This is a genomic window from Pseudomonas sp. PA15(2017) (genome assembly GCF_001945395.1).
GTDB lineage: Bacteria > Pseudomonadota > Gammaproteobacteria > Pseudomonadales > Pseudomonadaceae > Aquipseudomonas.
On the sequence record NZ_MSXV01000010.1, the window covers coordinates 1 to 15,821 of the forward strand.

Below are 15,821 nucleotides of genomic sequence, written 5' to 3' on the forward strand. Positions count from 1 at the left end.
TCACTTGCTTGACCGCTTCGATTTTGAATTCTTCGGGGTAACGCTGGTTGCTCATGGCACCTCCTAGTGGGCCTCATTATGAGGCTTGGAGGTGTCTACGAAACTAGGGGCGATTCACAGGCTACGGAGGTGCGTTTGTGGTGGAAGGGTGAAGCGTCTTCCAGCTTACGGTGCGTACAGAACTCTCGTAGCCTGGGTTAGCTGTAGACGTAACCCGGGGAGCGCACGGGGAGAATGGGCCGCTCAATCATCTCCTGCCCACGCGCAGCGAATCTCCCCGCTCATCATGATGAATGCGCCCTGGTCTTGTAGGCAGCAGCCGAGTGCATCGTTATCATGCGCTCCTTGAAGCAGGGCAGGTTAGACATGCAATCGTTGTTGCGACTTCTACAGGATGGGCAGTTTCACTCCGGTGAGGAGCTGGGGGCGGCTGTTGGCGTGAGCCGAGCCGCTATCTGGAAGCGTCTGCAGGCGCTCGAGGCCGAGTTCGACCTGCAGATCCACAAGGTTCGCGGCCGTGGCTATCGGCTCGAGACGCCCCTGTCACTGTTAACGGTTGATTCGCTTGCTGCGTCCTCGTCGTTCCCGGTCACTTTGCTGCAGCAAGTCGACTCCACCAACGCAGAAGCGCTTCGTCATCTGGCGTCCGGCGCCGTGCCGCCATTTCTGATCATTGCCGAGCAGCAGACTGCGGGGCGTGGTCGTCGCGGGCGGAGCTGGGCAAGCCCCTTTGGGGAGAACCTTTACTACAGCCTGGTACTGCGGGTCAGTGGTGGGATGCGACGGCTCGAGGGGCTCAGCCTTGTCGTGGGGCTTGCGCTCCTGCAGGCGCTTCGCGAGGTGGGCATCGAGGACGCCGGCTTGAAGTGGCCCAACGACTTGCTGGTCAGTGGCCGCAAGGTGGCCGGGATTCTGCTGGAACTCTCCGGTGACCCCGCCGACATTTGCCACGTGGTGATCGGTATCGGTGTGAACATCAATATGCGGATGGCGCCGCGGGGCGAGACTATCGATCAGCCCTGGACATCGTTGCGCCAGGTGCTGGGCGGTCAGATTGATCGTAACCAGTTCGTTGCCAGCCTTAACCGCCAGTTGGAGCGCTATCTCCAGCTACACCGGGTCGATGGTTTTGCCTCGCTGCGCGAACAGTGGGAGGCCAATCACCTTTGGCAGGGCCGGATGGCAGTGCTCGCGGCCGGAGCGCTGTCCGTTCATGGGCGCGTTCTCGGCGTTGACGATACAGGTGCGCTGCGGCTGGAAGTCGACGGCCAGGAAAAGGTATTCAGCGGCGGTGAGCTCAGTCTGAGGTTGCGTGATGATTCTTGAGCTTGACTGCGGTAACAGTTTCATCAAATGGCGTGTCTTGCCGCGGGTCGGCATTGGTGCAGTGGTCGCCAGTGGCGTAGCTGATAATGGTGAGGAGCTCATTGCTGCATTGGCTGATCGTTTTTCGCAGCAGCTGTCGGCCTGTCGCTTGGTGAGTGTGCGCGCCGATGATGAGACGCGCCTGCTTTGTGCCGCCTTGTCCGAGCGCTTCGCGATCGACTGCCAGTTAGCAGCGCCTGCGCAAGTCCTTGCCGGTGTACAGAACGGCTACCTGGATTATCAGCGCCTGGGTCTCGATCGATGGCTCGCGGTCGTCGGTGCCTACAGCCTGGAGCGGGGAGCTTGTCTGGTCCTGGACCTCGGTACTGCCATCACCTCGGATTTAGTGGGTGCAGATGGTGCTCACCTGGGTGGCTTCATTTGTCCGGGTATGCCGCTGATGCGCAGCCAGTTGCTCACCCATACCCGTCGTATTCGCTATGACAGCGCTGCTGCGGAGCACGCCGGCGACAGCCTGGTGCCGGGACGGTCTACCGCTGAAGCGGTGGAGCGTGGATGCCGGCTGATGCTGCGCGGTTTCGTGAATACCCAGATCGAACTGGCCCGCCAGCAATGTGCAGGTGATGTCGCTGTGTTTCTGACGGGGGGAGATGCGGCGATGGCCGCAGAGTGGGTGCCGGCTGCGCGCGTGGTGCCTGATCTGGTCTTCATCGGCCTGGCGATTGCCTGCCCGGTGGCGGGGGAGAAGTGATGCGCTGGATCTTCATGTTGTTGGTGGTGCTCAACGCCTTCTATTACGTATGGCATCAGCAGCAGGTGCCCATGCAGGCGAAAGAGGTGGCGCCGCTCTCTCTGTATCAGGACAGCAGGCGCGACATCCAGTTGCTCAGCGAGTCCAAGCCGCAAGAACGACGTGCCTCGGCGGTGAAAGAAGAGCAGCCTGAGCAGGCGGTGTGTCTGTTTCTCGGCCGTTTCGACGAGGAGGCTCAGGCGCAGCAGGTAGAGCAGCGATTGTTGAGTCTCGATATTCGTTCGCAGAGTCAGGTTGTCGAGTCGGCAGGCGCTGTCGATTACTGGGTATATCTTCCGCCCCTGGCGTCACGCCAAGCCTCCCTGAGGCAGCTGCGTGAGTTGCAGGCGCGAAAGATCGACAGCTACATCATCAGCCAGGGCGATTTGGCCAATGGTATCTCCCTGGGAATCTTCCCTCGTCACGATTCGGCCGATAGCGTGATCTCTCGCCTGCGCCGTGCAGGCTACGAGCCTCTGCTGCGTGAATTGCCCCGCGCCAATCGCAGTCACTGGGTACGCATCGCTCCGGAAAGCCGGCGTTTGGTCAATGATTCGCTGCTCGAACGTTTGTCTTTGGACTTCAATGGCTTACAACATCAATTAATGCCGTGCGAAGGGGTTGCAAGCGTTCGATAGAATGCATAGAATGGCGCCCGCTTCGCAGGGTGGTCATCTCTAGGGATGAAATGCGAAGTTGCTGTTAGTGACGCTAAGCTCAGGTTTTTAAATGAGAAAGTGCTTGACAGCAGGGTGGCAGATAAAGAGAATGCCGCCTCCCTATGGAGGGATTCCCGAGCGGCCAAAGGGATCAGACTGTAAATCTGACGTCATAGACTTCGAAGGTTCGAATCCTTCTCCCTCCACCAGATTTAAGCGCGAGCTTCAGGCTCCGCGGGCATAGTTCAGTGGTAGAACCTCAGCCTTCCAAGCTGATGATGCGGGTTCGATTCCCGCTGCCCGCTCCAGCTTTTGTTGTTCGTGCAATGTGTTTCGCTCATGTAGCTCAGTTGGTAGAGCACACCCTTGGTAAGGGTGAGGTCAGCGGTTCAAATCCGCTCATGAGCTCCATTTAATAAAGGCAGATATGAAAGTATCTGCCTTTGTTTTAATGGCGGTATCGCTAGCTGAATTCTTCGTTCGGGGACGGTCAAAATGGCTAAAGAAAAGTTTGAACGTAACAAACCGCACGTCAACGTTGGCACCATCGGTCACGTTGACCATGGCAAAACCACTCTGACCGCTGCTCTGACTCGCGTCTGCTCCGAAGTATTCGGTTCGGCCAAGGTCGACTTCGACAAGATCGATAGCGCTCCGGAAGAGAAGGCTCGTGGTATCACCATCAACACTGCACACGTAGAGTACGATTCGTCTGTACGTCACTACGCGCACGTTGACTGCCCGGGTCACGCTGACTACGTCAAGAACATGATCACCGGTGCTGCCCAGATGGACGGCGCGATCCTGGTTTGCTCGGCCGCTGATGGTCCGATGCCGCAAACTCGTGAGCACATCCTGCTGTCCCGTCAGGTAGGCGTTCCGTACATCGTTGTCTTCCTGAACAAGGCTGACATGGTTGACGACGCTGAGTTGCTGGAACTGGTCGAGATGGAAGTTCGCGATCTGCTGAGCACCTACGACTTCCCGGGCGACGACACGCCGATCATCATCGGTTCGGCGCTGATGGCTCTGAACGGCCAGGACGACAACGGCATGGGTACCACTGCTGTTAAGACCCTGGTTGAAACGCTGGACAGCTACATCCCAGAGCCGGTTCGTGCCATCGACCGTCCGTTCCTGATGCCGATCGAAGACGTATTCTCGATCTCCGGCCGCGGTACTGTAGTGACCGGTCGTGTGGAGCGCGGTATCGTCAAGATCCAGGAAGAAATCGAGATCGTTGGTCTGCGTGCTACCACCAAGACCACTTGCACCGGTGTCGAGATGTTCCGCAAGCTGCTCGACGAAGGTCGTGCGGGTGAGAACTGTGGCGTTCTGCTGCGCGGCACCAAGCGTGACGACGTGGAGCGTGGTCAGGTTCTGGCCAAGCCGGGCACCATCAAGCCGCACACCAAGTTCGAAGCTGAAGTGTACGTTCTGTCCAAAGAAGAAGGTGGTCGTCACACCCCGTTCTTCAAGGGCTACCGTCCGCAGTTCTACTTCCGTACCACTGACGTGACCGGTTCGTGCGAACTGCCGGAAGGCGTTGAGATGGTAATGCCGGGCGACAACATCAAAATGGTTGTCACCCTGATCAAGCCGATCGCCATGGAAGACGGCCTGCGCTTCGCCATTCGCGAAGGTGGTCGTACCGTCGGTGCTGGCGTGGTTGCCAAGATCGTCGAGTGATCGACTGATCTGATCCAAAAAAAGCCCCCGCCCAGCGGGGGCTTTTTTATGGGTGGAAGATATCTGCTGGTTATTTTCTAACCGGGTTGACACTCCCAGGGGGCGTCTATAGAATCACGCCTCCTTTTAACGGGCGTATTGCGTCCGTTAACTGGGAATCGCAGCTTGGAATCTGAGGTCAAAATGCAAAACCAACAAATCCGTATACGGTTGAAGGCTTTTGACCATCGCCTGATCGATCAATCAACCCAGGAAATCGTGGAAACCGCGAAACGTACTGGTGCTCAGGTGCGTGGTCCGATTCCTCTGCCAACTCGCAAAGAGCGGTTTACCGTTCTGACTTCGCCACACGTCAACAAAGACGCTCGCGATCAGTACGAAATCCGCACTCATAAGCGTGTACTGGACATCGTCCAGCCAACGGATAAAACCGTTGATGCTCTTATGAAGCTCGATCTTGCGGCTGGCGTGGAAGTGCAGATCAGCCTCGGCTAAAACCTGGCGGTTTTAGTCGTGTAACGCTCTGAAATGGGCGGCCATAGCGGGTGAAAGCCCCGTACACTCATGAGGTTACAACATGACTATTGGTGTAGTCGGTCGTAAGTGCGGCATGACCCGCATTTTCACCGAAGAAGGTGTCTCCATTCCGGTCACGGTCATTGAGATCGAGCCGAATCGCGTCACCCAGTTCAAAACTGAGGAGTCCGATGGCTATCGTGCAGTGCAAGTCACTGTCGGCGAGCGTCGCGTTTCTCGTGTCAGCAAGGCTCAAGCCGGTCACTTCGCCAAGGCGAACGTCGCGGCAGGTCGTACCGTTCTGGAATTCCGTCTTGAAGAAGGCGACTACCAGGCTGGCGATCTGATCAACGCTGAAATTTTCCAAGCTGGTCAACTGGTCGACGTGACCGGTCAGTCCAAAGGTAAAGGCTTCGCCGGTACCATCAAGCGTTGGAACTTCCGCGGCCAAGACAACACCCACGGTAACTCCGTGTCCCACCGCGTTCCGGGTTCGATTGGCCAGTGCCAGACGCCGGGCCGTGTATTCAAGGGCAAGAAAATGTCCGGTCACATGGGTGCTGAGCGCGTGACTGTGCAGTCCCTGGAAGTAGTGCGCGTGGATGCTGAACGCAACCTGCTGCTGGTCAAGGGGGCCGTTCCTGGCGCTACTGGCGGCAACCTGGTTGTGCGTCCGGCTGCCAAGGCTCGCGGTTAAGGGGAAGCTGACATGCAATTAAATGTAAATGGCGCTCAAGCGATCGAAGTCTCCGATGCGACTTTCGGTGGCGACTACAACGAGACCCTGGTTCACCAAGCTGTCGTCGCCTACATGGCTGGCGGCCGTCAGGGCAGCAAGCAGCAGAAGACTCGTTCCGACGTTTCCGGTGGCGGCAAGCGCCCGTGGCGTCAGAAGGGTACTGGCCGCGCGCGTGCCGGTACTTCCCGTGGTCCGATCTGGCGTGGCGGTGGTGTGACCTTCGCAGCACGTCCGCAGAACCATGATCAGAAGCTGAACAAGAAGATGTATCGCGCTGCGATCCGTTCGATTCTTGCTGAGCTGGTCCGTAGCGACCGTCTGGTAGTGGTTGAAGACTTCGCTGTCGAAGCTCCGAAAACCAAAGAGCTGCTGGGCAAGCTGAATGGTCTGGGTCTGAGCGACGTTCTGATCGTCTCCGACGCCGTAGATCAAAATCTGTACCTGGCTGCTCGCAACCTGCCACACGTCGACGTTCGTGATGTGCAGGGTTCCGATCCGGTCAGTCTGATCGCGTATGAAAAGGTACTGGTTACCGTTTCTGCCGTGAAGAAATTCGAGGAGCTGCTGGGATGAACCAGGAACGCGTATTCAAAGTGCTGCTTGGCCCGCACATCTCCGAGAAGGCCACGACTCTGGCAGACAAGAAAAGCCAGTTCGTTTTCAAAGTTGCGACTGACGCAACCAAGCTGGAAATCAAGAAGGCCGTCGAAAGCCTGTTCAGCGTGAAGGTTCAGCATGTCACTACCCAGAACGTTCTGGGCAAGAGCAAGCGCACCGCTCGCGGTCTGGGCAAGCGTAACGACTGGAAGAAGGCGATCATCTCCCTTCAGCCAGGCCAGGATCTCGATTTCGCCACCAGCAGTGCTGAGTAAGGAAGGGGTGCATCATGGCAATCGTTAAATGCAAACCGACTTCCGCGGGCCGCCGTTTTGTGGTCAAGGTGGTCAATCAGGAGCTGCACAAAGGCGCTCCTCATGCTCCACTGCTCGAGAAGAAGTCGAAGTCTGGCGGTCGTAACAACAACGGCCGTATCACCACCCGTCATATCGGTGGTGGTCACAAGCAGCACTACCGTCTGGTCGATTTTCGTCGCAACGACAAAGATGGCATTCCTGCCACTGTCGAGCGCGTTGAATATGACCCGAACCGTACCGCACACATCGCTCTGCTGAAATACGCCGACGGTGAGCGTCGTTACATCATCGCACCGAAGGGTGTGAGCGCCGGCGATCAGCTGGTTGCAGGTTCGATGGCGCCGATCAAGGCCGGCAACAGCCTGCCGCTGCGTAACATTCCGGTGGGTTCGACCGTTCACGGTATCGAGCTGAAGCCGGGCAAAGGTGCTCAAATCGCTCGTTCCGCTGGCGCTTCGGCTCAGCTGATCGCACGTGAAGGCGTCTACGTCACCCTGCGTCTGCGCAGCGGTGAAATGCGTAAAGTGCTGGCCGAATGCCGCGCGACCCTGGGTGAGGTCTCGAACTCCGAGCACAGCCTGCGTTCGCTGGGTAAAGCTGGTGCCAAGCGCTGGCGTGGCGTTCGCCCGACCGTTCGTGGTGTTGCCATGAACCCGGTCGACCACCCACACGGTGGTGGTGAAGGTCGTACCTCTGGTGGTCGTCATCCGGTGTCTCCATGGGGCTTCCCGACGAAGGGCGCGAAGACTCGTGGTAACAAACGCACCGACAACATGATCGTCCGTCGTCGCAAGTAACTAGAGGGATACGACAGTGCCACGTTCTCTGAAAAAAGGTCCTTTTATCGATCTTCACCTACTGAAGAAGGTCGAAGTGGCAGCAGAAAAGAACGATCGCAAACCGGTTAAAACCTGGTCGCGTCGTTCGATGATTCTGCCGCAGATGGTCGGTCTGACCATCGCCGTGCATAACGGTCGCCAACACGTCCCCGTTCTCGTGAACGAAGACATGGTCGGCCACAAACTGGGCGAATTTGCCGGCACCCGTACCTATCGTGGGCACGTGGCTGACAAGAAAGCCAAGCGTTAAGGGGTAAGGAAATGGAAGTAGCCGCTAAGTTGTCGGGCGCTCGCATCTCCGCCCAGAAAGCCCGCTTGGTCGCCGACCAGATCCGCGGGAAGAAGGTGGGCGAAGCGCTCAACCTGCTGGCTTTCAGCAGTAAGAAAGCCGCGGAAATCATGAAGAAAGTGCTGGAGTCGGCCGTGGCCAACGCCGAGCACAACGAAGGCGCCGACGTTGATGACCTGAAGGTCAGCACCGTTTTCGTCAACGAAGGGCGTTCGCTGAAGCGCATCATGCCGCGTGCCAAAGGCCGCGCTGATCGCATCGTCAAGCGGTCTTGCCATATCACTGTCAAGGTTGCGGACAAGTAACGGAGTCGATCAGATGGGTCAGAAAGTACATCCCACTGGCATTCGCCTGGGAATCGTCAAGGATCACACCTCCGTCTGGTACGCAGACGGCCGGACTTATGCGGACTACCTGTTCGCTGATCTGAAGGTGCGTGAGTATCTCCTCGACAAACTAAAAAGCGCGTCCGTAAGCCGTGTCGACATCGCTCGTCCGGCCCAAACCGCACGCATCACCATCCACACCGCTCGTCCCGGTATCGTGATCGGCAAGAAAGGTGAAGATGTTGAGAAGCTGCGTCAGGACCTGACCAAGCAAATGGGTGTGCCCGTGCACATCAATATCGAAGAGATCCGCAAGCCGGAGCTCGACGGTATGCTGGTTGCGCAGAGCGTAGCTCAGCAGCTGGAGCGTCGCGTTATGTTCCGTCGCGCCATGAAGCGCGCTGTACAGAACGCCATGCGTATTGGTGCCAAGGGCATCAAGATCCAGGTGAGTGGTCGTCTCGGCGGTGCGGAAATCGCACGTACCGAGTGGTACCGCGAAGGCCGTGTGCCGTTGCACACCCTGCGCGCTGACATTGACTATGCCACCTACGAAGCGCACACCACTTACGGTGTGATCGGTGTGAAGGTTTGGATCTTCAAGGGTGAGGTCATCGGTGGCCGCCATGAAGAGCTGAAGCCGCAAGCACCTGCGCCTCGTAAAGCTGCTAAGAAATAAGGAGTACGCATCATGTTGCAACCAAAGCGTACGAAGTTCCGCAAGCAGATGACCGGCCACAACCGTGGTCTGGCTCAGCGCGGTAGCAAGGTCAGCTTCGGCGAGTTCGCGCTGAAGTCCGTTGCCCGCGGTCGTCTCACCGCCCGTCAGATCGAGTCCGCTCGTCGTGCTCTGACTCGTCACGTCAAGCGTGGCGGGAAGATCTGGATTCGCGTTTTCCCGGACAAGCCGGTTACCAAGAAGCCTCTCGAGGTGCGTATGGGTAAAGGTAAGGGTGGCGTTGAATATTGGGTAGCCCAGATCCAGCCAGGCAAAGTCCTGTACGAGATCGAAGGCGTTTCCGAAGAGCTGGCGCGTGAGGCTTTCGCCCTGGCTGCTGCAAAGCTGCCGCTCGCCACCACCTTTGTTAAACGGACGGTGATGTGATGAAAGCGAAAGAACTTCGTGAAAAAAACGCAGAGCAGCTGAACGAGCAACTGCTCGGCCTGCTGCGCGACCAGTTCAATCTGCGCATGCAGAAAGCAACTGGCCAGTTGGGGCAGTCTCACCTGCTCTCGCAAGTTAAGCGCGACATCGCTCGTGTGAAAACTGTGCTCAACCAGCAGGCAGGTAAGTGATCATGGCTGAAGTTGAAAAAACAGTCCGTACGCTGACCGGCCGTGTCGTCAGCGACAAGATGGACAAGACCATCACCGTTCTGATCGAGCGTCGCGTAAAGCACCCGATCTACGGTAAATACGTCAAGCGTTCGACCAAGCTGCACGCTCACGACGAATCCAACCAGTGCAAGATCGGCGACAAGGTTTCCATCCGCGAAACCCGTCCGCAGTCCAAGACCAAGTCCTGGGCTCTGGTTGAAGTCGTCGAACGCGCCGTCGAAGTCTAAGAGCTAAGGGTCGGAGAAATTTTATGATTCAGACTCAATCCATGCTCGATGTGGCTGACAACAGCGGTGCACGTCGCGTCATGTGCATCAAGGTGTTGGGCGGTTCGCATCGTCGCTACGCCGGCATCGGCGACATCATCAAGGTCACCGTCAAGGAAGCAATTCCGCGCGGCAAAGTGAAGAAAGGTCAGGTCATGACCGCAGTGGTCGTTCGTATTCGTCACGGCGTTCGCCGTGCCGACGGTTCGATCATCCGCTTCGACGGCAACGCTGCTGTTCTGCTGAACAACAAGCAAGAGCCGATCGGTACCCGCATCTTCGGGCCAGTAACCCGTGAACTGCGTACCGAGAAGTTCATGAAGATCGTCTCGCTCGCCCCTGAAGTGCTTTAAGGAGATCCGACATGCAAAAGATTCGTCGTGACGACGAGATCATCGTGATCGCCGGCAAAGACAAAGGTAAGCGCGGTAAGGTGCTCAAGGTTCTCGCTGACGACCGTCTGGTCGTCGGTGGCATCAACCTGGTCAAGCGTCATACCAAGCCGAACCCGATGTCGGGCGTTCAAGGCGGTATCGTCGAGAAAGAAGCGCCACTGCACGCTTCCAACGTTGCCATTTTCAACGGCGAAACCAACAAGGCTGATCGCGTTGGTTTCAAAGTCGAAGACGGCAAGAAAATTCGTGTCTTCAAGTCCACCCAGAAGCCGGTTGGCGCTTGAGAATCATAGGTAAAACACCATGGCACGACTGAAAGAGATTTACCGGAAGGAAATCGCGCCCAAGCTGAAGGAAGAACTGAAGCTGGCGAACGTGATGGAAGTTCCGCGCATCACCAAGATCACCCTGAACATGGGCCTGGGCGAAGCGATCGGTGACAAGAAAGTCATCGAGAACGCCGTTGCCGACCTCGAGAAGATCACCGGTCAGAAAGTCGTTGTGACTCATGCCCGTAAGTCGATCGCAGGTTTCAAGGTTCGTGAAGGTTGGCCGATTGGCGTCAAGGTCACTCTGCGTCGCGAGCGTATGTACGAGTTCCTGGATCGTCTGCTGTCCATCTCCCTGCCGCGCGTGCGTGACTTCCGCGGCCTGAATGCCAAATCCTTCGACGGCCGCGGCAACTACAGCATGGGCGTGAAAGAGCAGATCATCTTCCCGGAAATCGATTACGACAAGATCGATGCGCTGCGTGGTCTGGACATCACCCTGACCACCACTGCCCGTACGGATGATGAAGGTCGCGCTCTGCTGCGTGCTTTCAAATTCCCGTTCCGCAACTGATTGGAGTAGGAACATGGCCAAGACGAGCATGAAAAACCGCGAGCTGAAGCGTCAGCGCACGGTTGCCAAGTACGCCAAAAAGCGTGCCGAGCTGAAAGCCATCATCGTGGATCAGAACGCAACTCCAGAAGCACGTTGGGAAGCCAGCGTCGCCCTGCAGAAGCAGCCACGTGATGCCAGCGCTTCGCGCCTGCGCAACCGCTGCCGCATCACCGGCCGTCCGCACGGTGTATTCCGTAAGTTCGGTCTGTCGCGTATCAAACTGCGTGAAGCAGCCATGCGCGGCGACGTACCAGGTCTGGTCAAAGCCAGCTGGTAAGCCGACGCGGCAAACGCCGGAGCTAGCTCCGGCGTGCAAGCAATATGAATCAAGCCCCTTTTGGGGCTTGATTCATTTTTGATCAGTCTCTAGAATGTCCGGCTCGCCTGAGCCCGGATTTCCGTGAGTTCTGGTGATTCTTAGCCGAGAGGCTAATTCTTTTTGTATCAGGAGCGTCTAGCCCATGAGTATGCAGGACCCGTTAGCGGACATGCTAACTCGTATCCGTAATGCCCAGATGGCTGAAAAGTCCGTCGTAAGCATGCCTTCTTCTACCCTGAAGGTGGCTGTAGCCAAAGTTCTGAAAGACGAAGGTTATATTGCGGGTTATCAGATCAGCGGCGAAGCAAAGCCGCAGCTGTCCATCGAGCTGAAGTACTTCGAAGGCCGTCCGGTCATCGAAGAAGTCAAGCGCGTCAGCCGTCCCGGCCTTCGCCAGTACAAATCCGTCGATGATCTGCCGAAAGTTCGCGGCGGTCTCGGTGTTTCCATCGTCTCCACCAACAAGGGTGTGATGACGGACCGCGCTGCGCGCGCTGCCGGTGTCGGCGGCGAAGTGCTTTGCACTGTGTTCTAAGGGGGGATAAGCATGTCTCGCGTTGCTAAGAACCCCGTCAAGCTGCCTGCTGGTGTAGAGATCAAACTCGCCGGTCAGCAGCTTTCGGTGAAGGGTGCCAAGGGCACTCTGGAACTGAACGTTCACTCGTCCGTTGAAGTGCTGCAGGAATCCGGTGAGCTGCGTTTCGCTGCTCGCAACGGCGACCAGCAGACTCGTGCGATGGCCGGTACTACCCGCGCTCTGGTCAACAACATGGTCATCGGCGTAAGCCAAGGCTTCGAGCGCAAGCTCCAGCTGATCGGTGTTGGTTACAAGGCGCAGGCCAAGGGTCAGGTGCTGAACCTGGCGTTGGGCTTCTCTCACCCTATCGACTACCAACTGCCGGAAGGCGTTGTGGCCGAAACCCCGAACCAGACCGAGATCCTGATCAAGGGTGTCGACAAGCAGCTGGTTGGTCAGGTTGCCGCGGAGATTCGTGACTTCCGCCGTCCTGAACCTTACAAGGGCAAAGGTGTTCGTTACGCTGACGAAGTCGTCCGCCGTAAAGAAGCCAAGAAGAAGTAAGGGGCTAGGAAATGACCGACAAAAAAGTTACTCGTCTGCGTCGCGCTCGCAAAGCACGCCTGAAAATGCACGAGCTCGAAGCCGTGCGTCTGTGCGTGTACCGCTCTTCGCAGCACATCTATGCCCAGGTCATCTCGGCCGACGGCAGCAAGGTTCTGGCCAGCGCCTCTACCTTGGACAAAGCACTGCGTGACGGCGCCACCGGCAACGTCGACGCGGCCAAGAAAGTTGGTGAGCTGGTTGCCGAGCGTGCGAAAGCCGCTGGTGTGACCCAGGTTGCATTCGACCGTTCTGGCTTCAAGTACCACGGCCGCGTCAAGGCGCTGGCTGATGCTGCTCGTGAAGGCGGGCTGGAGTTCTAAGTTATGGCAAATAACGACCAAAAGCGCGACGAAGGCTATATCGAGAAGCTGGTTCAGGTGAACCGCGTTGCCAAGACCGTTAAAGGCGGCCGTATCTTCACCTTCACCGCGCTGACCGTGGTAGGTGATGGTAAGGGCCGTGTAGGTTTCGGCCGTGGCAAATCCCGTGAAGTACCGGCTGCCATCCAGAAGGCGATGGAAGCTGCTCGTCGCAACATGATCCAAGTTGATCTGAACGGCACCACCCTGCAGTACGCCATGAAGTCCGCCCACGGCGCTTCGAAGGTTTACATGCAGCCTGCTTCCGAAGGTACCGGCATCATCGCTGGTGGCGCCATGCGTGCCGTCCTGGAAGTCGCTGGTGTTCAGAACGTTCTGGCCAAGTGCTACGGCTCTACCAACCCCGTGAACGTGGTTCATGCCACTTTCAAAGGTCTGAAGGCTATGCAGTCTCCGGATTCGGTTGCAGCCAAGCGTGGCAAGAGTGTCGAGGAGATTCTCTAACCATGGCTAACACCGTCAAAGTGACTCTGATCAAGAGCACCAATGGCCGTCTGGCCAATCACAAAGCCTGCGTCAAAGGCCTCGGCCTGCGTCGCATCAATCATACCGTCGAAGTTCTGGATACTCCGGAAAACCGCGGCATGATCAACAAGGCTTATTACCTTCTCCGTGTGGAGGGTTGATCCATGTACCTGAACGATTTGAGTCCAGCGCCGGGTTCCCGTCGCGAGAAGCACCGTCCGGGCCGTGGTATCGGTAGTGGTTTGGGCAAGACCGGTGGCCGTGGTCACAAAGGTCAGACCTCCCGCTCCGGTGGCACCATTGCTCCGGGTTTCGAAGGCGGCCAGCAGCCTCTGCACCGTCGTCTTCCCAAGTTCGGTTTCGTGTCTCTGAAGGCTATGGATCGCGCGCAAGTGCGTACTTCCGAGCTGAACAAGATCGAAGGCGACGTAGTTACTCTGCAGGCGCTGAAGGATGCCAACCTGATTAATCAAAACGTACAGCGTGTGAAAGTCATGCTGTCCGGTGAGATTACTCGTGCGGTCACCCTCAAAGGTATCGCCGCCACCAAAGGTGCGCGTGCGGCTATCGAAGCAGCTGGCGGTAAGTTCGAGGAATAAATGGCTAAGCAAGGTGCTCTCTCTGCTCTGGCTGGTGGCGGGTTGTCCGAACTCTGGGCTCGTCTGCGCTTTCTGTTCATGGCGATCATCGTCTATCGAATCGGCGCGCATATCCCAGTTCCCGGTATAAACCCTGACCGTCTGGCCGATCTGTTTCGACAGAATGAGGGGACCATTCTTAGCTTGTTCAACATGTTTTCCGGCGGCGCGCTGGAGCGGATGAGCATCTTTGCACTGGGGATCATGCCGTACATCTCGGCATCGATCATCATGCAGCTGATGACCGCCGTCAGCCCGCAGCTGGAGCAGTTGAAGAAGGAAGGTGAGGCTGGTCGTCGCAAGATCAGCCAGTACACCCGCTACGGCACCTTGGTTCTGGCTTTCGTCCAGGCTATCGGCATGTCCGTTGGTCTGGCGAGCCAGGGCGTAGCGTTCTCGGTCGATTTCGGCTTCCACTTCGTCGCAGTCACCACGTTCGTGGCGGGTGCGATGTTCATGATGTGGCTGGGCGAGCAGATCACCGAGCGCGGTGTTGGCAACGGTATTTCGATGCTGATTTTTGCGGGCATCGTAGCCGGTCTGCCGTCGGCGATCGGGCAGTCTTTCGAGTCTGCACGTCAGGGCGATATCAACATCTTCGCTCTCATCGCCATCGGTTTGCTGGCAGTAGCGATCATCGGTTTCGTGGTGTTCATTGAGCGTGGCCAGCGTCGCATCGCGGTGCACTACGCCAAGCGTCAGCAGGGCCGCAAGGTCTTCGCTGCGCAGACCAGCCACCTGCCGTTGAAGGTGAACATGGCGGGCGTAATCCCGGCCATCTTCGCCAGCAGCCTTCTGTTGTTCCCGGCCTCGCTGGGTGCCTGGTTTGGTCAGTCCGAAGGTATGGGCTGGCTGCAGGATATTTCACAGGCTATCGCTCCTGGTCAGCCGTTGAACATTTTGCTGTTTAGTGCAGGGATCATTTTCTTCTGCTTCTTCTATACAGCGCTGATGTTCAACCCGAAAGACGTAGCGGAAAACCTGAAGAAGTCCGGTGCCTTTATTCCGGGTATCCGTCCCGGTGAGCAGTCCGCACGCTATATCGATGGCGTTCTGACTCGCTTGACCATGTTCGGTGCTCTGTACATGACGGCCGTATGCTTGTTGCCCCAGTTCCTGGTGGTGGCGGCCAACGTACCGTTCTACCTTGGCGGGACCTCGTTGCTGATCGTGGTGGTGGTTGTGATGGACTTCATGTCGCAAGTACAATCGCACCTCGTTTCGCACCAGTACGAATCCCTGATGAAGAAAGCCAACCTGAAGGGCTACGGCAGCGGCATGCTCCGCTGAAGTGTCCATAAGGTTCGAGGAGTTGGTGATGAAAGTTCGTGCATCGGTGAAAAAGCTGTGCCGCAACTGCAAAATTATTCGCCGTGAAGGTGTAGTGCGAGTGATTTGCAGCGCGGAACCGCGTCACAAACAGCGCCAAGGCTGAATGTGATCGACGCTATAAGCCCGGCAGCTAGTGCGCTGCCGGGTTGATTATTTGTTTTTACAGCGATAATATCTCGCGCCCCATTTCTTGGCTTCCGGGGCGTAGGTAGCTGTCAATTGGAGTTCCACTGAATGGCCCGTATTGCAGGCGTTAACATTCCGGATAACAAGCACGCTGTTATCTCGCTGACCTACATCTTTGGTGTTGGTCGCACTACTGCACAGAAGATCTGTGCCGCTACCGGTATTAATCCGGCAGCAAAGATCAAGGATCTCTCTGACGAGCAGATCGAGCAGCTGCGTGGTGAAGTCGCCAAGGTGAATACCGAGGGTGATCTGCGCCGTGAAGTGAACATGAAAATCAAACGCTTGATGGATCTGGGTTGCTACCGCGGCCTGCGTCATCGTAAAGGTCTGCCGGTTCGCGGTCAGCGCACCAAGACCAACGCACGCACCCGTAAGGGCCCGCGTAAGCCGATCCGCAAGTAATC

28 protein-coding genes and 3 tRNA genes are annotated in these 15,821 nt (G+C 57.3%); all 31 read left to right on the plus strand.

Features of this window, described 5'->3' with window-relative positions; all coding sequences use genetic code 11:
• The first annotated feature begins 366 nt into the window (after positions 1–366).
• Positions 367–1,326, plus strand: coding sequence for a bifunctional biotin--[acetyl-CoA-carboxylase] ligase/biotin operon repressor BirA (birA, locus tag BVH03_RS03805; RefSeq protein ID WP_075960124.1), 960 nt, complete (start codon positions 367–369; stop codon positions 1,324–1,326).
• Positions 1,316–2,077 carry a pantothenate kinase gene (locus BVH03_RS03810; RefSeq protein ID WP_075959968.1) on the plus strand — a complete coding sequence of 254 codons (762 nt, stop codon included), beginning with the start codon at positions 1,316–1,318 and terminating at the stop codon, positions 2,075–2,077. Before birA ends, BVH03_RS03810 begins: the two co-directional genes overlap by 11 nt.
• Positions 2,077–2,754: an SPOR domain-containing protein gene (locus BVH03_RS03815; protein ID WP_075959969.1), complete on the plus strand. Its 678-nt coding sequence runs from the start codon at positions 2,077–2,079 to the stop codon at positions 2,752–2,754. The genes BVH03_RS03810 and BVH03_RS03815 overlap by 1 nt, the downstream gene beginning before the upstream one ends.
• A gap of 145 nt (positions 2,755–2,899) precedes the next feature.
• Positions 2,900–2,984: transfer RNA gene (locus tag BVH03_RS03820), tRNA-Tyr, on the plus strand.
• 25 nt (positions 2,985–3,009) lie between these two features.
• A tRNA-Gly gene (locus BVH03_RS03825) sits at positions 3,010–3,083 on the plus strand.
• 27 nt (positions 3,084–3,110) lie between these two features.
• A tRNA-Thr gene (locus tag BVH03_RS03830) sits at positions 3,111–3,186 on the plus strand.
• A gap of 84 nt (positions 3,187–3,270) precedes the next feature.
• On the plus strand, positions 3,271–4,464 hold the full coding sequence (gene tuf, locus BVH03_RS03835) for an elongation factor Tu (protein WP_070887119.1): 1,194 nt from the start codon (positions 3,271–3,273) through the stop codon (positions 4,462–4,464).
• A gap of 183 nt (positions 4,465–4,647) precedes the next feature.
• On the plus strand, positions 4,648–4,959 hold the full coding sequence (gene rpsJ, locus BVH03_RS03840) for a 30S ribosomal protein S10 (protein WP_013789756.1): 312 nt from the start codon (positions 4,648–4,650) through the stop codon (positions 4,957–4,959).
• 82 nt (positions 4,960–5,041) lie between these two features.
• Positions 5,042–5,677: a 50S ribosomal protein L3 gene (rplC, locus tag BVH03_RS03845; protein ID WP_013789757.1), complete on the plus strand. Its 636-nt coding sequence runs from the start codon at positions 5,042–5,044 to the stop codon at positions 5,675–5,677.
• Between the two features lie 12 nt (positions 5,678–5,689).
• A complete protein-coding gene (rplD, locus tag BVH03_RS03850) occupies positions 5,690–6,292 on the plus strand; it encodes a 50S ribosomal protein L4 (RefSeq protein WP_013789758.1) in 603 nt (200 codons plus the stop codon).
• Positions 6,289–6,591: a 50S ribosomal protein L23 gene (gene rplW, locus BVH03_RS03855; RefSeq protein WP_013789759.1), complete on the plus strand. Its 303-nt coding sequence runs from the start codon at positions 6,289–6,291 to the stop codon at positions 6,589–6,591. The genes rplD and rplW overlap by 4 nt, the downstream gene beginning before the upstream one ends.
• A gap of 14 nt (positions 6,592–6,605) precedes the next feature.
• Complete coding sequence (gene rplB / locus BVH03_RS03860; protein ID WP_013789760.1) at positions 6,606–7,430, plus strand: 50S ribosomal protein L2; 825 nt, start codon at positions 6,606–6,608, stop codon at positions 7,428–7,430.
• 16 nt (positions 7,431–7,446) lie between these two features.
• Complete coding sequence (gene rpsS, locus BVH03_RS03865; protein WP_013789761.1) at positions 7,447–7,722, plus strand: 30S ribosomal protein S19; 276 nt, start codon at positions 7,447–7,449, stop codon at positions 7,720–7,722.
• Positions 7,723–7,733: 11 nt separating this feature from the next.
• Positions 7,734–8,066: a 50S ribosomal protein L22 gene (gene rplV, locus BVH03_RS03870; protein WP_003103908.1), complete on the plus strand. Its 333-nt coding sequence runs from the start codon at positions 7,734–7,736 to the stop codon at positions 8,064–8,066.
• A 13-nt stretch (positions 8,067–8,079) separates the two neighbouring features.
• Positions 8,080–8,766: a 30S ribosomal protein S3 gene (rpsC, locus tag BVH03_RS03875; RefSeq protein WP_013789762.1), complete on the plus strand. Its 687-nt coding sequence runs from the start codon at positions 8,080–8,082 to the stop codon at positions 8,764–8,766.
• A 12-nt stretch (positions 8,767–8,778) separates the two neighbouring features.
• Positions 8,779–9,192 (plus strand): 50S ribosomal protein L16, encoded by a 414-nt coding sequence (rplP, locus tag BVH03_RS03880; RefSeq protein WP_003243901.1) that lies wholly within the window; start codon positions 8,779–8,781, stop codon positions 9,190–9,192.
• On the plus strand, positions 9,192–9,383 hold the full coding sequence (gene rpmC, locus BVH03_RS03885) for a 50S ribosomal protein L29 (RefSeq protein WP_013789763.1): 192 nt from the start codon (positions 9,192–9,194) through the stop codon (positions 9,381–9,383). Before rplP ends, rpmC begins: the two co-directional genes overlap by 1 nt.
• A gap of 2 nt (positions 9,384–9,385) precedes the next feature.
• Complete coding sequence (gene rpsQ / locus BVH03_RS03890; protein WP_003243904.1) at positions 9,386–9,652, plus strand: 30S ribosomal protein S17; 267 nt, start codon at positions 9,386–9,388, stop codon at positions 9,650–9,652.
• A 23-nt stretch (positions 9,653–9,675) separates the two neighbouring features.
• Positions 9,676–10,044: a 50S ribosomal protein L14 gene (gene rplN, locus BVH03_RS03895; RefSeq protein WP_075959970.1), complete on the plus strand. Its 369-nt coding sequence runs from the start codon at positions 9,676–9,678 to the stop codon at positions 10,042–10,044.
• Between the two features lie 11 nt (positions 10,045–10,055).
• Complete coding sequence (gene rplX / locus BVH03_RS03900; RefSeq protein WP_042552938.1) at positions 10,056–10,370, plus strand: 50S ribosomal protein L24; 315 nt, start codon at positions 10,056–10,058, stop codon at positions 10,368–10,370.
• Between the two features lie 19 nt (positions 10,371–10,389).
• Positions 10,390–10,929 (plus strand): 50S ribosomal protein L5, encoded by a 540-nt coding sequence (gene rplE, locus BVH03_RS03905; protein WP_013789764.1) that lies wholly within the window; start codon positions 10,390–10,392, stop codon positions 10,927–10,929.
• A 13-nt stretch (positions 10,930–10,942) separates the two neighbouring features.
• Positions 10,943–11,248: a 30S ribosomal protein S14 gene (gene rpsN / locus BVH03_RS03910; RefSeq protein WP_013789765.1), complete on the plus strand. Its 306-nt coding sequence runs from the start codon at positions 10,943–10,945 to the stop codon at positions 11,246–11,248.
• A 184-nt stretch (positions 11,249–11,432) separates the two neighbouring features.
• A complete protein-coding gene (gene rpsH / locus BVH03_RS03915; RefSeq protein WP_013789766.1) occupies positions 11,433–11,825 on the plus strand; it encodes a 30S ribosomal protein S8 in 393 nt (130 codons plus the stop codon).
• 12 nt (positions 11,826–11,837) lie between these two features.
• The gene (gene rplF / locus BVH03_RS03920) at positions 11,838–12,371 is read left to right on the plus strand and encodes a 50S ribosomal protein L6 (RefSeq protein WP_013789767.1); all 534 of its coding nucleotides are present in this window, start codon (positions 11,838–11,840) and stop codon (positions 12,369–12,371) included.
• Between the two features lie 11 nt (positions 12,372–12,382).
• The gene (gene rplR, locus BVH03_RS03925; RefSeq protein WP_003293038.1) at positions 12,383–12,733 is read left to right on the plus strand and encodes a 50S ribosomal protein L18; all 351 of its coding nucleotides are present in this window, start codon (positions 12,383–12,385) and stop codon (positions 12,731–12,733) included.
• 3 nt (positions 12,734–12,736) lie between these two features.
• Positions 12,737–13,237 (plus strand): 30S ribosomal protein S5, encoded by a 501-nt coding sequence (gene rpsE / locus BVH03_RS03930; protein WP_013789768.1) that lies wholly within the window; start codon positions 12,737–12,739, stop codon positions 13,235–13,237.
• A 2-nt stretch (positions 13,238–13,239) separates the two neighbouring features.
• The gene (rpmD, locus tag BVH03_RS03935) at positions 13,240–13,419 is read left to right on the plus strand and encodes a 50S ribosomal protein L30 (RefSeq protein WP_013789769.1); all 180 of its coding nucleotides are present in this window, start codon (positions 13,240–13,242) and stop codon (positions 13,417–13,419) included.
• Positions 13,420–13,422: 3 nt separating this feature from the next.
• The gene (gene rplO, locus BVH03_RS03940; protein WP_070887126.1) at positions 13,423–13,857 is read left to right on the plus strand and encodes a 50S ribosomal protein L15; all 435 of its coding nucleotides are present in this window, start codon (positions 13,423–13,425) and stop codon (positions 13,855–13,857) included.
• Positions 13,858–15,186 carry a preprotein translocase subunit SecY gene (gene secY / locus BVH03_RS03945; RefSeq protein ID WP_013789771.1) on the plus strand — a complete coding sequence of 443 codons (1,329 nt, stop codon included), beginning with the start codon at positions 13,858–13,860 and terminating at the stop codon, positions 15,184–15,186.
• Positions 15,187–15,214: 28 nt separating this feature from the next.
• Positions 15,215–15,331 carry a 50S ribosomal protein L36 gene (gene rpmJ, locus BVH03_RS03950; RefSeq protein ID WP_002555468.1) on the plus strand — a complete coding sequence of 39 codons (117 nt, stop codon included), beginning with the start codon at positions 15,215–15,217 and terminating at the stop codon, positions 15,329–15,331.
• Between the two features lie 131 nt (positions 15,332–15,462).
• A complete protein-coding gene (gene rpsM, locus BVH03_RS03955) occupies positions 15,463–15,819 on the plus strand; it encodes a 30S ribosomal protein S13 (protein ID WP_070887128.1) in 357 nt (118 codons plus the stop codon).
• Positions 15,820–15,821 lie beyond the last annotated feature (2 nt).